General features: G+C 67.7%; 13 protein-coding genes. 9 read left to right on the top strand and 4 right to left on the bottom strand.

Features of this window, described 5'->3' with window-relative positions; all coding sequences use genetic code 11:
• The first annotated feature begins 85 nt into the window (after positions 1–85).
• From ACFWZ4_RS11750 to hemF, 3 genes are all read left to right on the top strand, one after another.
• A complete protein-coding gene (locus ACFWZ4_RS11750) occupies positions 86–787 on the top strand; it encodes an ElyC/SanA/YdcF family protein (protein WP_439704859.1) in 702 nt (233 codons plus the stop codon).
• Between the two features lie 80 nt (positions 788–867).
• Positions 868–1,281 carry a hypothetical protein gene (locus ACFWZ4_RS11745; protein WP_439704858.1) on the top strand — a complete coding sequence of 138 codons (414 nt, stop codon included), beginning with the start codon at positions 868–870 and terminating at the stop codon, positions 1,279–1,281.
• An 88-nt stretch (positions 1,282–1,369) separates the two neighbouring features.
• Positions 1,370–2,272, top strand: a complete 903-nt coding sequence (hemF, locus tag ACFWZ4_RS11740; RefSeq protein WP_439704857.1) for an oxygen-dependent coproporphyrinogen oxidase — start codon at positions 1,370–1,372, stop codon at positions 2,270–2,272.
• Between the two features lie 62 nt (positions 2,273–2,334).
• Here hemF and ACFWZ4_RS11735 read toward each other — a convergent pair whose 3' ends face one another.
• Positions 2,335–2,979 carry a hypothetical protein gene (locus ACFWZ4_RS11735; RefSeq protein WP_439704856.1) on the bottom strand — a complete coding sequence of 215 codons (645 nt, stop codon included), beginning with the start codon at positions 2,977–2,979 and terminating at the stop codon, positions 2,335–2,337.
• A 139-nt stretch (positions 2,980–3,118) separates the two neighbouring features.
• Here ACFWZ4_RS11735 and gpmA point away from each other — a divergent pair, with 139 nt between their 5' ends.
• Together gpmA and ACFWZ4_RS11725 are read left to right on the top strand one after the other, a co-directional pair.
• Positions 3,119–3,862 carry a 2,3-diphosphoglycerate-dependent phosphoglycerate mutase gene (gene gpmA / locus ACFWZ4_RS11730; RefSeq protein ID WP_439704855.1) on the top strand — a complete coding sequence of 248 codons (744 nt, stop codon included), beginning with the start codon at positions 3,119–3,121 and terminating at the stop codon, positions 3,860–3,862.
• Positions 3,863–3,973: 111 nt separating this feature from the next.
• On the top strand, positions 3,974–4,495 hold the full coding sequence (locus ACFWZ4_RS11725) for a DUF1453 domain-containing protein (protein ID WP_439704854.1): 522 nt from the start codon (positions 3,974–3,976) through the stop codon (positions 4,493–4,495).
• A gap of 67 nt (positions 4,496–4,562) precedes the next feature.
• Here the strand turns inward: ACFWZ4_RS11725 and glnK are convergent, their stop codons facing one another.
• On the bottom strand, positions 4,563–4,901 hold the full coding sequence (gene glnK, locus ACFWZ4_RS11720) for a P-II family nitrogen regulator (protein ID WP_231322133.1): 339 nt from the start codon (positions 4,899–4,901) through the stop codon (positions 4,563–4,565).
• A 173-nt stretch (positions 4,902–5,074) separates the two neighbouring features.
• On the opposite strand from glnK, the gene ACFWZ4_RS11715 reads away from it, so the two are divergent.
• From ACFWZ4_RS11715 to ACFWZ4_RS11705, 3 genes are all read left to right on the top strand, one after another.
• Complete coding sequence (locus tag ACFWZ4_RS11715) at positions 5,075–5,329, top strand: accessory factor UbiK family protein (RefSeq protein ID WP_439704853.1); 255 nt, start codon at positions 5,075–5,077, stop codon at positions 5,327–5,329.
• A 267-nt stretch (positions 5,330–5,596) separates the two neighbouring features.
• A complete protein-coding gene (locus tag ACFWZ4_RS11710; RefSeq protein WP_439704852.1) occupies positions 5,597–7,099 on the top strand; it encodes a YifB family Mg chelatase-like AAA ATPase in 1,503 nt (500 codons plus the stop codon).
• Between the two features lie 338 nt (positions 7,100–7,437).
• Complete coding sequence (locus ACFWZ4_RS11705) at positions 7,438–9,231, top strand: cation:proton antiporter (protein WP_439704851.1); 1,794 nt, start codon at positions 7,438–7,440, stop codon at positions 9,229–9,231.
• Between the two features lie 84 nt (positions 9,232–9,315).
• Here the strand turns inward: ACFWZ4_RS11705 and aceA are convergent, their stop codons facing one another.
• Together aceA and aceB are read right to left on the bottom strand one after the other, a co-directional pair.
• Positions 9,316–10,611 (bottom strand): isocitrate lyase, encoded by a 1,296-nt coding sequence (aceA, locus tag ACFWZ4_RS11700; protein WP_439704850.1) that lies wholly within the window; start codon positions 10,609–10,611, stop codon positions 9,316–9,318.
• 92 nt (positions 10,612–10,703) lie between these two features.
• Positions 10,704–12,323 (bottom strand): malate synthase A, encoded by a 1,620-nt coding sequence (aceB, locus tag ACFWZ4_RS11695; protein ID WP_439704849.1) that lies wholly within the window; start codon positions 12,321–12,323, stop codon positions 10,704–10,706.
• A gap of 143 nt (positions 12,324–12,466) precedes the next feature.
• On the opposite strand from aceB, the gene ACFWZ4_RS11690 reads away from it, so the two are divergent.
• Positions 12,467–13,489, top strand: a complete 1,023-nt coding sequence (locus tag ACFWZ4_RS11690; protein ID WP_439704848.1) for a LysR family transcriptional regulator — start codon at positions 12,467–12,469, stop codon at positions 13,487–13,489.

Raw genomic sequence — 13,489 nt, 5'->3', positions numbered from 1 at the left:
GGTCGCTCGGCAAGGGATGCGACAGGCGATTTGCGGCGATGCGCCCGGCTGCGCACACTGGTGGTTTATCTGCTGCCCATCCGCCGTGCCGACGCCATCCTCCCAACGCAGTCCCTGGCGTTACCTGCGCGATGCCGACGTGCTGCATGCCGCCGTGGTGACGCTGTTCGCCGTCGTGCTCAGCGGCGGCATCGTATGGATCGGTTACGTCGTGCATGTATGGCGTACCGCGCGGCGGGCGCCCACGACGCTGCCCGGACGTTGGGTCGTGCTGGTGTTCGGCCGCCAGCTGGTCGCCGATGAACCCGAACACGACTACCGCGGTCGGCTGGCCCGGGCGCTGGCGCTGTTGCGCGGAAGGATCGCGAGCCGCGTGCTGCTTCTCGGCGGACGCAGCAGCGGCTCGCGCAGCGAGGCAGAAGCCGGCCATGCGTGGCTGCAAGGGCAGGGCTTGCCGGCGGACGTGCCCATCGAACTGGAGCAGGAATCGGTCGATTCGCTTGAGAACCTGCGCCATGCGCGCGGCCTGCTGCAGGGTGGCGACCGGGCCGAGGTGCTGCCGCCGGTCGCGCTGCTGACCAGTCGTTACCACCTCGCGCGCTGCCTGTTGCTGGCGCGGCGACTGGGCTTCGACGGCCATGCCGTCGCCGCCGAGGATGCCTTGCCCCGCACGCCACGCTACCTGGCGTTGCTTCTGATGGAGGCGACCTATCTCATGTGGATCGACCTGGGCGTGCGCTGGGCGCGGCTGACAGGCCACCGCCGCATGGCCGCGCGGATCAGCTGAAACGTCTTGTGCGGCGCCATCGCGCGCGGCAGACTCGCCGCGCCGCGCTCGGCGGCCTATCTCAAGACAGGGGAAGTCCGATGTTTCGTTCCCGTTTCATGCTGGTCCTGCTGCTCCCGCTGCTGCTGCTGACGATGGCGTTCCGCCAGTCGCCGCTGATCGATCCGGCGCCGATCGCCGTGCCGGCCGGCATGAACGACGTCCAGGTCGGCAAGGCGGTCAAGGCCGCGCTGCTCGGGCGTGGCTGGACCGTCACCGACGAGCAGGCCGGCAGCACCAGCGCCCAGCTCAGCCGCGACAAATGGGTCGCCAAGATCCGCGTCGACTTCGATACCAAGCAGGTGCAGATCCGATACGTCGACAGCACGAACCTCAAGTACGAGGTCAAGCGCGACGGCACCCGCCTGATCCACTCCAACTACATGGGCTGGATGCAGTACCTCTCCGGCGACATCGGCCGCAACCTCGAGCTGATCTCCGCCACCGCGGGCTGATCGCTCAAGCGCCCGCGTCGACGCGCCACAGCGCCGGCGCGGGCCCGCTTGCTAAGCTCTGGGCGGTCACCCCGCGCGATCCTTTACGATGAGCCAGCAAGCCGACCAGGCCGAAACTTTCCTGCGCCAGACACAGGACCGCATCTGCAGCGCGATCGAACGCCTCGATGGCGGTGCACGCTTCGTCGAGGACCGCTGGGACCGCGAGGCAGGCGGCGGCGGACGCACCCGCGTGCTGCGCGACGGCGCCCTGTTCGAGCAGGCGGGCGTGAACTTCTCCCGAGTCTTCGGCCACACCCTGCCGCCCAGCGCCACCGCGCACCGGCCGGACCTGGCCGGCGGCAGCTTCATCGCCACCGGAGTGTCGCTGGTGCTGCATCCGAAGAATCCGTACGTGCCCACCACGCACGCCAACGTGCGCTACTTCGAGGCCAGCAAGCCGGGCGTCGAACCGGTCTGGTGGTTCGGCGGTGGCTTCGATCTGACGCCGTTCTATCCGTTCGACGAAGACGTGGTGCACTGGCACACGGTCGCGCGCGACCTGTGCGCGCCTTATGGCGAAGATGTCTACCCGCGCTACAAGCGCTGGTGCGACGACTACTTCTATCTCAAGCACCGCGACGAGACGCGCGGCGTGGGCGGGCTGTTCTACGACGACCTCAACGAGGGCGGTTTCGAGCGCTGTTTCGCCTTCACCCGCGATGTGGCGCAGGGATTCCTGGATGCCTACCTGCCGATCGCCGAGCGGCGTCGCGGGATGCCCTGGGGCGAGCGTGAGCGCGAGTTCCAGCTCTATCGACGTGGCCGCTACGTCGAGTTCAACCTGGTCTGGGACCGCGGCACGCTGTTCGGCCTTCAGTCGGGCGGGCGCACCGAGTCGATCCTGATGAGCCTGCCACCCCGGGTGCGTTACGAGTACGCCTATGCGCCCGAGCCAGACTCGCCCGAGGCGCAGCTGGAGGCTTACCTCAAGCCGCGTGATTGGCTGTAGGAGGGCAACTGCGCGCGACCGCGGATCCCGGTCGCGCAGGCAGTGCGCTCCAACAAGAAACCTTACGGCTGCGCGCCGCTGAACTTCACCGGCGTGGCGCCCTTCACCGGGCCGATCTGCGCGCTGTCGCTGACCTCGAGCACCACTTCGTGGCGGAACTCCAGCGTGCCCTGCACGACGGCATGCGGGCCGATCACGATGTGCGGCGTGCGGTTGTGGTGGAACCAGCCGCCGTTGGGCTTGTCGACCAGGATGCCGCCCTCGACGCGCGAATTGGCGCCGATGTCGATGTCCCCGTCCACGGTTTCCACGCCGCCGCCCACGTGCGCGGCATCCAGCTCGATGCGACCGTTGACGTTTGACACCTGTCCACTCACGTCGGCGTCCCTGGCCAGTTCGATGTGCCCGTTGACCGCCTCGATCTCGCCGTTGACCTTGGCGCCCTCGCGCAACTCGATGCCGCCGTTGACGGTGTTGAGCGATCCGATGGTGGCGCGCTGGCCCAGCGTGATGCCGCCGTTGACCGTGTCGGCCTTGCGCGCGCTGGCGCCGTCGGCGAGCGAAATGTCGCCGTTGACGGTGCTCAGTTCACCGGCTGTCTGCCCGGCGTCGATGCGGATGTCGCCATTGATCTTGTCGACGTCGTTGTCCGAGGCGACCGCCGCCAGCGGCAGGACCAGGGCGAGGGCGATGAGCAGGTGGCGCATGGTGGTGCTCCTTCGTGGGAATAGGACATCAGATGCGTCAACGCGCTTAGTGGTTTAGCGTGACCTTCGGCAGGGGGCGATTTGACGCCGTCGCAAGCGCGCCCCACCATTTCGCGTTTTCCGCCGCCAGGTTGTCGCCATGCACAAGCTCGTCCTGATCCGCCACGGCCAGTCCCAGTGGAACCTCGACAACCGCTTCAGCGGCTGGGCCGACGTCGACCTGACCGAGCAGGGCATGGCCGAGGCGAAGGAAGCCGGGCGGCTGCTGGTGGAAGCTGGCTACACCTTCGACGTGGCGCACACCTCGGTGCTCAAGCGCGCGGTGCGCACGCTGTGGGGCGTGCTTGACGCAATGGACCTGATGTGGATTCCGGTGGTCACCGACTGGCGCTTGAACGAACGCCACTACGGCGGCCTGACCGGTCTCAACAAGGCGGAAACGGCGGCAAAGTACGGCGAGGATCAGGTCAAGGTCTGGCGCCGCAGCTACGACATCCCGCCGCCGCCGCTGGAGCGGGCCGACAATCCGTCGCTGCGCGATCCGCGTTACGCGTTGCTCGATCCGTCGATGATTCCCGACACCGAGTGCCTGAAGGACACCGTCGCTCGTGTGCTCCCGTACTGGCACGACGTGCTGGCGCCGGCGGTGGCCTCCGGCCAGCGCGTGCTGGTGGCCGCGCACGGCAACTCGCTGCGTGCGCTGATCAAGTACCTGGACGACATCTCCGACGAGGCGATCGTCGAGATGAACGTGCCCAACGGCGTGCCGCTGGTGTATGAGTTCGACGATCAGATGAAGCCATTGCGCAGCTATTACCTGGGCGACGCGGAGGCGATCGCGGCGAAGATGGCCGCGGTGGCGAACCAGGGCAAGGCGAAGTAGGGCGCTCGTTTCAGGAGACCGCTCGTGGGCGACAGGTGTCGCCGGATAGGCCAGATCGCATCAGGCTGTACGGACGGTTAGTCTTCGCCCAGCCACTCCAGGGAACTCGCCATGGCGCCGAACCTTCTCATGCCCGCGCTGATGTCACCACTGCTCGCCTTCATGGTGTGGCGGCGCGTGCGTCGCCAGTTTGGCCGCCAACCGGTGCGGCGCGGCGCCATGATCACCCGCGTGGCGATCCTCCTCGCGGTAACCGGCTTGCTTTCGCTTGCCGGTCTGCATAACCCGCGTCTGCTTGAAGGCTTGGCGGGCGGCCTGCTTGGCGGCATTGCGCTGGGGCTGCTCGGCCTGCGCCTGACCCGCTTCGAACGTGGCGCCGATGGTCGCGACCTCTATCTTCCCAACCCGTGGGTCGGCGCCACCATCACCGCCGTGCTGGTCGGCCGGCTGGCCTGGCGTTTCCTGGTGCTGGTGCCGCATGACGGTGTCGCCGACCCGATGGCTGCGGCCGCGCCGCAACTGGGCAACAGCCCGCTGACGTTGCTGGTGGTCGGCCTGATGATCGGGTACTACGTCAGCTATTACGCCGGGCTGCTCGTACACCATCGGCGGTTCGAACGGACACACGCCTGACGCCAGATGCAGGTGGGTCAGCCCACCCGCCTGCGACCATCGCGGGGCCCAAGCCCGGGTGAAGCGGCTAAAGCGCGTCGTTATCCAGCTCGCCGGTGCGGATGCGGATCACCTGCTCCAGCGGGCTGACGAAGATCTTGCCGTCGCCGATCTTGCCGGTGCGCGCCGATTGCTGGATCGCCTCGATCACCCGTTCCAGCTGATCGTCGGCCACGGCTACTTCCAACTTGATCTTGGGCAGGAAATCGACCACGTATTCGGCGCCCCGGTAGAGTTCGGTGTGCCCTTTCTGCCGCCCGAAGCCTTTCACCTCGGTCACCGTGATGCCCTGGACGCCCGCCTCGGCCAGCGCCTCGCGTACGTCGTCCAGTTTGAACGGCTTGATGACCGCCACGACCAGCTTCATGGATGCCCCTCGCTAACTTTCCCAAGATCGCCATCATTGTGCCTGCCGGCCTCCGGCCTGTCGCCCCAGCGGGCCGTGTAGGACAATCCCTACATTCTCTGGCGGAGCCGGCCGATGGTGCACCCCCTTTCACGTTACCTAGACTTCCTTCCGACCCGCTTGAGGCGCCGTCCATGATGGATCGGCAGGAAATCGACCGAATTGCCCTGCGACTTGTGTCGCTGGTACCGCCAGGGTTGGCACAGGCGCAGCAGGATTTGCGAACCAACTTCCACGATGTCCTGATGCAAGGATTGCGTCGCCTCGAGCTGGTCACCCGCGAGGAGTTCGAAGTCCAGAGCCAACTGTTGGCGCGCACCCGCGCCAAGGTCGACGAACTGGAAAGGCGCGTCGCCGAACTGGAGGCGGACGCCGTCCGCGGACCCTAGCTGCCAGCTCCCGGGAGCCGCCCCCGATCCGTCACCTCACCCCGAGAGCGATCGGGGGCGGTTATTTTTTCGCCTGACGTCGATGGGGTCGCGTTTCACCATGCATTCTGGCGACTCCATCGCTTACGGCTGGCCCGGCCGGTGCGCGTCATGCGCGACCGTGCAAGCGCCCGCCCGCGGCGTTTCCAGTCTGCCGGGCCCGCCATTCGTGTTTCTCCAGCCGTTGCGGTCAGGGACGACCGCGTCCTGCTCCGCGCTGGTCGCGCCGTGAGCCTGGCCGTCACCCTCACTCGTGCCCAGGAAGGCGTTTCCGCACCGCAGGTGATGGTCGAGGTGCACCTGTCCGGCGGTCTGCCGGGCACACATATCGTCGGCCTCCCGGAAGCTGCGGTGCGCGAGGCGCGCGACCGCGTGCGGGTAGCGATCCAGAACGCGGCGTTCGAATACCCCAACCGCAAGGTCACCGTGAACCTGGCGCCTGCCGAGTTGCCCAAGGACGGCGGCCGCTTCGACCTGGCCATTGCGCTGGGCATTCTGGCCGCAGGCGGCCAGGTGCCACGCGAAAAGCTGGACGAGTGCGAGTTCCTGGGGGAATTGGCGTTATCGGGTGATCTGCGTGGCGTCTCCGGCGTGTTGCCGGCGCTGCTGCGCGCGCGGGCGCGCGGCCGCCGCGTAGTGGTGCCGCGCGCCAATGCCGCCGAGGCCGCGCTGGTGCCGGAGGCCGACGTATTGGTGGCCGATACGCTGGCGGACGTCTGTGGCTGGTTGCGCGACGCGCAGGAACTCGCCCTGCCGGGCCCGGCCGACCATGGGCAGACAGCCGATCCGGACGTGCCCGACCTGGTCGACGTGCGCGGCCAGTTGCAGGCGCGCCGCGCGCTGGAAATTGCCGCTGCGGGCGGCCACCACCTTTTGCTGATGGGTCCGCCGGGCACCGGCAAGACCATGCTGGCCGCGCGCCTGCCCGGCATCCTGCCGCCGTTGAGCGAGAGCGAAGCGCTGGAAACCTGCGCCGTGCTGTCGGTCGCCGGGCAGCGTATGGACCCGACGCGCTGGCGCCAGCGGCCATTCCGCGCGCCGCACCACACCGCCTCGGCGGTGGCGCTGGTCGGTGGCGGCTCGCACCCGCGGCCGGGGGAGATATCGCTGGCGCACAACGGGGTACTGTTTCTCGACGAACTGCCCGAGTTCACCCGGCACGTACTCGAAGTGCTGCGCGAGCCGCTGGAATCCGGCCAGATCCTGGTATCGCGCGCCGCGCGGCAGTCGACCTTCCCGGCCCAGTTCCAGTTGGTCGCGGCGATGAATCCGTGCCCCTGCGGCTATGCGGGCGACGCCCGCGAACGTTGCCGTTGCACGCCCGACCAGATCCAGCGCTACCGAGGGCGTATCTCCGGTCCGCTGCTGGACCGCATCGACCTGTGTGTGGAAGTACCGCGCGTGCCGCTCGCCGAGTTGGGGGCTCCGCGCAGTGTGTACGACGAAGACTCGGCCACCGTGCGCGGGCGCGTGGTCCAGGCCCGCGAGCGGGCGCTGGTCCGGGCAGGGCGTGCCAATTCCGAGATCAATACGCGTGAGCTGGAGCGTGATTGCGCGCTGGGCGCGCCCGAGCGGCGCTGGTTCGAGGCGGCGCTGGAGCGACTGGGGCTGTCCGCGCGGGCCTATCACCGCATCCTGCGCGTGGCCCGGTCGATCGCCGACCTCGACGGCGGCGCCGCTCTGCTCGATCGCTCACACCTCGCCGAGGCCCTGCAATACCGGCGTTTCTAGATTTTCTGAACTGGCGGGTATTGACTTCCAGGTTGCGCGGATTAATATCTGCACTCGCCGGTACTTAAATGCCTCCGGCCTGCCGCCCCGGTATCGGTTCCCCCTCCCCCCGCCCGATACCGGGGCTGGCCTCTTCACTTCCCCCGCCGTACGCCAGACGCGTTTGAACGAAGGCGGTGACGGTTTGTAGAACACCGCCACACGTGGGCCCCCATGAGTGCAAGGCCATGCGGCCGCCGGTGCGCTGGCGGTGCCTCTTCGGAAAAGGCTGTACCCACGCTTTCGAATCATCCGGAGCCCTCAGGCAGAATGAGCGACCCGGAAGCGAAGGACGGCGGATGACGCTACAGCCCGGGCTGATGCTGGCATGCATGCTCGGCATCGGCTTTCTCGCGCAATGGCTCGCCTGGCGGGTGAAGCTGCCGGCGATACTGTTCCTGTTGCTGGCCGGCATCGTGCTGGGCCCCGCGACCGGCGTCTTCCAGCCGGACGCGATGCTGGGCGGCCTGCTGTTCCCACTGGTCTCGCTGGCGGTGGCGCTGATCCTGTTCGAAGGCAGCATGACGCTGCGCTTCCACGAGCTGCCGGGGATCGGCCGCGCCGTGCGTGGCCTGGTCAGTTATGGCGCCATCGCGGCCCTGTTGCTGCTGGCGCTGGCGGCGCATCTCATCGCGGGCCTGGGTTGGGACGTGGCGCTGCTGTTCGGCGCACTGACCTGCGTGACCGGGCCCACGGTCATCGCGCCCATGCTGCGCACATTGCGTCCCAACGCGCGCATCGCAAACACGCTGCGCTGGGAAGGCATCGTGATCGATCCGCTGGGTGCACTGTTCGCGGTGCTGATCTACGAAGCCATCGTCTCGCATCAGGAGGGACATACGGTAGGCGTCTTCCTGGGCACCATCGCGTGCGGCGTCGGCATCGGCGCGTTGGCAGCTTGGGCGCTGGCCTGGTTGCTGCGGCGGCAACTGATACCCGAGTACCTGCAGAACTTCGGCGTGCTGGCGACGGTGCTGCTGGCTTTCAGCCTGTCCAACGCGATCGCGCACGAATCGGGCCTGCTGGCCGTGACGATCATGGGCATTTCGCTCGGCAACATCCGCAACGTCCACATCGACGACATTCTCGATTTCAAGGAAAACCTCACCACGCTGCTGGTGTCCAGCCTGTTCATCCTGCTCGCCGCGCGGCTGCAGTGGCCGCTGCCGGAGGGCATGCTTGGGGCAGGCCTCGCGGTGTTCCTGGTTGCGCAATTCCTGGTGCGACCGCTCACGGTGGTCTTCGCCAGCGTGGGCAGTTCGCTCAGCTGGCGCGAGCGCGCGCTGATCGCCTGGGTGGCGCCGCGTGGCATCGTCGCCGCGTCGGTTTCAGCGCTCTTCGCGCTGCGCCTGCAGGAGCTGGGCGTGGCCGGCGCCGATGCGATGGTGCCGCTGGTGTTCATCCTGATCATCGGCACCGTAGTGCTGCAGAGCGCGACCGCGCGGCCGCTGGCGCGCTGGCTGGGCGTGGCCGAGCCCGAACCGCGTGGTGTGTTGATCTACGGCGCCGACGAGGTGGCGCGCGCGGTCGGCAAGGCGTTGGCCGATGCCGGTTTCCGTGTAGTGCTGGCGGACGATGCATGGGACGGCATCCGACGGGCGCGTATGGAAGGACTGACGACTTTCTTCGGCAATCCAGCCTCGCCGCATGCCGAGCGCAACCTCGATCTCACCGGCCTGGGCCGGCTGCTGGCCCTGTCGACCCACCGCGAGCGCAACTCGCTGGCCTGCGTGCACTACCGGCGCGAGTTCGGCCGCGAGAAGGTGTATCGACTGCGCAACCTCGCGCCGCACGAGGCGACCGATCGCGCGGCCATCGCAGGCAACCTCCTGGCACCGCCGCTGTTCGGCGAGGAGATGACGCACGCGCGCTTTGGTGAATTGCTGGCGACGGGTTGGCGGATCAAGTCGACGCGCCTGACGCCGGCCTTTGGCTGGAGTGACTTCACCGAGCGCAACGGCACCCCGCCGGTGTTGCTGTTCGGTGTGGATGAAAAGGGCAACCTGCGGGTGGCGTCGGCCAAGCGGCTGCTGGAACCGAAAGCTGGCTGGCTGGCGATTGCGCTGACGCCGCCGGCGGAACCGGTGGGCTGAGGCGAGTCGCCCCCATCCGCCCGTCGACACCTTCCCCCGTTGGCGGGGGGAAGGTGCCCGAAAGGCAATGGGGGCAGCCTTGCCTCAGGCCGCCGACGCGCGCTGGAACTGCGCTTCCTCGGTCGACCCTTTCAGCGCCACGGTCGAGGATTGCCCCTGCTGGATCGCCTGGGTGACCTGGTCGAAGTAGCCGGTGCCGACCTCGCGCTGGTGCTTGACTGCGGTGAAGCCACGTTCGGCGGCGGCGAATTCCTTTTCCTGCAGGTCCACGAACGCGCTCATCTGCCGGCGCGCATAGCCGTGCGCGAGCTCGAACATGCCGTAGTTGAGGCTGTGGAAGCCGGCCAGCGTGATAAACTGGAACTTGTAGCCCATCGCGCCGAGTTCGCGCTGGAATGTCGCAATGGTGGCGTCGTCCAGGTTCTTGCGCCAGTTGAAGCTGGGCGAGCAGTTGTAGGCCAGCAGCTTGTCCGGATACTTGCCACGGATCGCCTCGGCGAAGCGGCGCGCATCGTCCAGGTTCGGCTTGCTGGTCTCGCACCAGACCAGGTCCGCGTAGGGCGCGTAGGCCAACCCGCGGCTGATCGCCTGGTCCAGGCCCGGCCTGACGCGGAAGAAGCCCTCGACGGTGCGCTCGCCGGTGAGGAACGGCTTGTCGTTGTCATCGACATCGGAGGTGAGCAGGTCGGCCGCGTCGGCGTCGGTGCGCGCCACCAGCAGGGTCGGCACGCCGCAGACGTCGGCGGCCAGGCGTGCGGCGGTGAGCTTGTCGATGGCCTCGCGGGTGGGCACCAGAACCTTGCCGCCCATGTGTCCGCATTTCTTGACGGCGGCGAGCTGGTCCTCGAAGTGCACGCCGGCGGCACCGGCTTCGATCATCGCCTTCATCAGCTCGAAGGCATTGAGCACACCGCCGAAGCCGGCTTCCGCGTCGGCCACGATCGGCGCAAGCCAGTCGATATCGTCGCTGCCCTCGGCGTGGTGCAGTTGGTCGGCGCGCAGCAGCGCGTTGTTGATGCGCTTGACCACCTGCGGCACCGAGTTGGCCGGGTAGAGCGACTGGTCCGGGTACATCTCGCCGGCGACGTTGGCGTCCGCGGCCACCTGCCAACCGGAGAGATAGATGGCCTTGAGGCCCGCCTTGACCTGCTGCATCGCCTGGTTGCCGGTCAGCGCGCCCAGCGCATTGACGAAGTCTTCCTTGTGCAGCGAATGCCAGAGCTTCTCGGCGCCTTGGCGGGCCAGCGAATGCTCGATAGGCACGGTGCCGCGCAGGCGTACGACGTCCTCGGCACTGTAGTTGCGGCGCACGCCGGCCCAGCGGGGGTTGTTGGTCCAGTCCAGGGTGATCTGTTCGGCGGTCGGGAGATTGCTTTTCATCGTCTCAGGCTCCGTGAGGGATTCCTGCAGGAGCGACCCGGGAGCGACCGACACGTCGGTCGCTCCCAGGCGCGCTCCCACAAAGGCGGCGGTCAGGCCAGTTGTGCGTAGGCGGGAAGGGTGAGGAAGGCGCCGAGCTGGTCGGCGTGGGTCAGCTCGCCGAGCAGGCGGGCGGCGTCATCGGCGCGACGGGCGCCCGGATGCGTGCTTTCGCGCAGGCGGTGCGCGTGCGCGGCGAGTGCCTGGTCGAACAGCGCCATGTCGATCGGCGCGCCGTCGGGGAACTCCAGCGGCACGCAGTCCGAAATCACGTCGCCCGCGTAGTGCAGCCATTGCCAAAGCTGCGAACGGGCGATCTCCGCGGTGGCCGCGTCCTCCATCAAATGGTGAATCGGCACGCAGCCGAGGCCATCGAGCCAGGCGGCGGTGTAGCGCAACGCGACTTCGACGTTGTTGTCGAAGCCGGCCCGGGTGATCGTGCCGCAAGCCGGGGCGAGCAGTTGGTCGCGGGTGACCTGGACGTCCTCGCGCAGGACGTGCAGCTGGTTGGGCTCGGGCATGTAGCGGTCGAAGATTTCCTGCGCCACCGGTACCAGCGCCGGGTGCGCAACCCAGGTGCCATCGTGACCGGCGTGCACCTCGCGCAGCTTGTCCGCGCGTACTTTTTCCAGGGCCGCTTCGTTCGCCGCGTCGTCGCCCTTGATCGGGATCTGCGCGGCCATGCCGCCCATCGCGAACGCGCCGCGCCGATGGCAGGTCTTGATCAACAGTTCGGAATACGCCTTGAGGAAGGGTACGGTCATCTGCACCTGGCCGCGCTCGGGCAGCAGGCGGTCGTGATGGCCGCGCAGTGTCTTGAGGTAGGAGAAGATGTAGTCCCAGCGGCCGCAGTTGAGGCCGACGATGCGCTCGCGCAGCGCGTGCAGGATTTCGTCCATCTGGAACGCGGCGGGCAGCGTTTCGATCAACACCGTCGCCTTCATGCAGCCGCGCGGCAGGGCGAGCTGGCTTTCGGCATGCGCCATCACCTCGTCCCAAAGCGCGGCTTCTTCCATCGCCTCGAGCTTGGGGAGGTAGAAGTACGGGCCGCGGTCGCGTGCCTGAAGAGCGCGGGCGTTGTGGAAGGCGAACAGGCCGAAGTCCACCAGCGCGCCCGCCATCGGCTCGCCATCCACCTCGAAGTGCCGCTCGGGCAGGTGCCAGCCGCGCGGACGAACCACCGGCACCGCCGGGTTGGCGCCGAGCTTGTAGTCGCGACCGTCGGGCGAGCGGTACGCGATGGTGCCGGCCACCGCGTCGATCAGGTTCTGCTGGCCGTCGAGCTGGTTGGCCAGGGTCGGCGTGGAGGAGTCTTCGAAGTCCGCCATGAACACCTTCGCGCCGGAATTGAGCGCGTTGATGATCATCTTGCGCTCGACCGGACCGGTGATTTCCACACGGCGATCGCGCAGCGCGGCGGGGACCGGCGCGACCTGCCAGTTGCCCTCGCGGATGGCGCGGGTGTCGGCGCGGAAATCGGGCAGGGCACCGGCGTCCCACTTGGCCTGCCGCTCGTCTCGGGCGCCCAGCAGTTCCTGCCGGCGGGCGTCGAAGCGGCGATGCAGGTCGGCCAGGAAGGCCAGCGCATCGGGAGTGAGCAGGCTGGCGTAGGCGGTGGTTTCGCCGTGGACGGTCAGCGGGCCGGGGTCGAGTCGTTCCTGCGGGACGGCCATGGATGCAGCTCCTTGGAGGGGTCCATCCAAGCTAGGCCTGCATGCAGGCCTTTGACAAAGCGAATGTTTCAATCTTCAGTATTGAAAAATTCAAACTAGCTGGCAAAACTTCGCTATCGCGATCGTTCTGGAGGGAAGTTGCCATGAATCGAACGGGCCAGGCGCAGCGGACAAGAGCGCACAAAGCGGCCGCGACGGACCAGAAGGCAGCGGAGGCTGCCGAGCGCTACTACTACAAGGGCAATCGCCACAAGCAGCTGCGCGCCTTTGTCAGCATCGTCAAGCTGGGGACACTCACCCGCGCGGCCGAGTCGCTGTTCCTCTCCCAGCCGACGGTCACCCTGCAATTGCAGGCCCTGGAGCGTGAACTCGGCGTGCCGCTGCTGGAACGGCGGCGCCGACGCATCAACCTCACCGATGCAGGCGAGGCGTTGTACGAACTGGCTCGCCCGCTGATCGAGGGCTGGGAAAACCTGGACCGCGATTTCCAGGCGCGCGTGAAGGGCCTTACGGCGGGCCGGCTGACCATCGCCGCCGGCGCCTCGACCATCCAGTATCTGCTGCCCGAACTGGTGCGCCGCTACCGCCAGGCGTTCCCGGCGGTGCACCTGCAGCTGGCCAACGTCACCGGACGCGACGGGCTGGCGCTGCTGCGCGCGGACGAGGCCGACTTCGCGGTCGGCTCGATGCTGGACGTGCCCAACGACATCGCCTGGGCGCCGTTGCGCCATTTCGACCCGATCCTGATCACGCCCCTGGACCATCCGCTGGCGCACAAAGCGGATATCGCGCTGGAGGATCTATCGCCCTACGGGTTGATCCTGCCGCCGCAACGGCTGTCCACCTACCGGCTGGTGGACCTGGTGTTCCAGCAGCGCCAGGTGCCTTACCAGGTGGCGATCGAGGTCGGCGGCTGGGAGGTGATCAAGGAATACGTCGCCTCAGGCCTGGGAATTTCGATCGTCACCGGCATTTGCATCACCGAGGCCGACCGCACCCGGCTGGCCGTGCGCAACATGAAGCGTTTCTTTCCACAGCGCAGCTACGGCGTGGTGATGCGCAAGGGCAAGTTCCTGAGCCCGGAGGCGCGCGCGTTCGTCGACATGGTCAAGCCCGGCCTGCTGACCCATCGCGAGCACGACGAGCCGGGTCACTCGGGTCGCTAG

It is taken from the genome of Frateuria sp. GZRe12, from assembly GCF_051900535.1.
Lineage (GTDB): Bacteria > Pseudomonadota > Gammaproteobacteria > Xanthomonadales > Rhodanobacteraceae > Frateuria_A.
The sequence above is the reverse complement of the archived record's forward strand: the minus strand, read 5'-3'. Positions and strand labels throughout refer to the sequence as shown.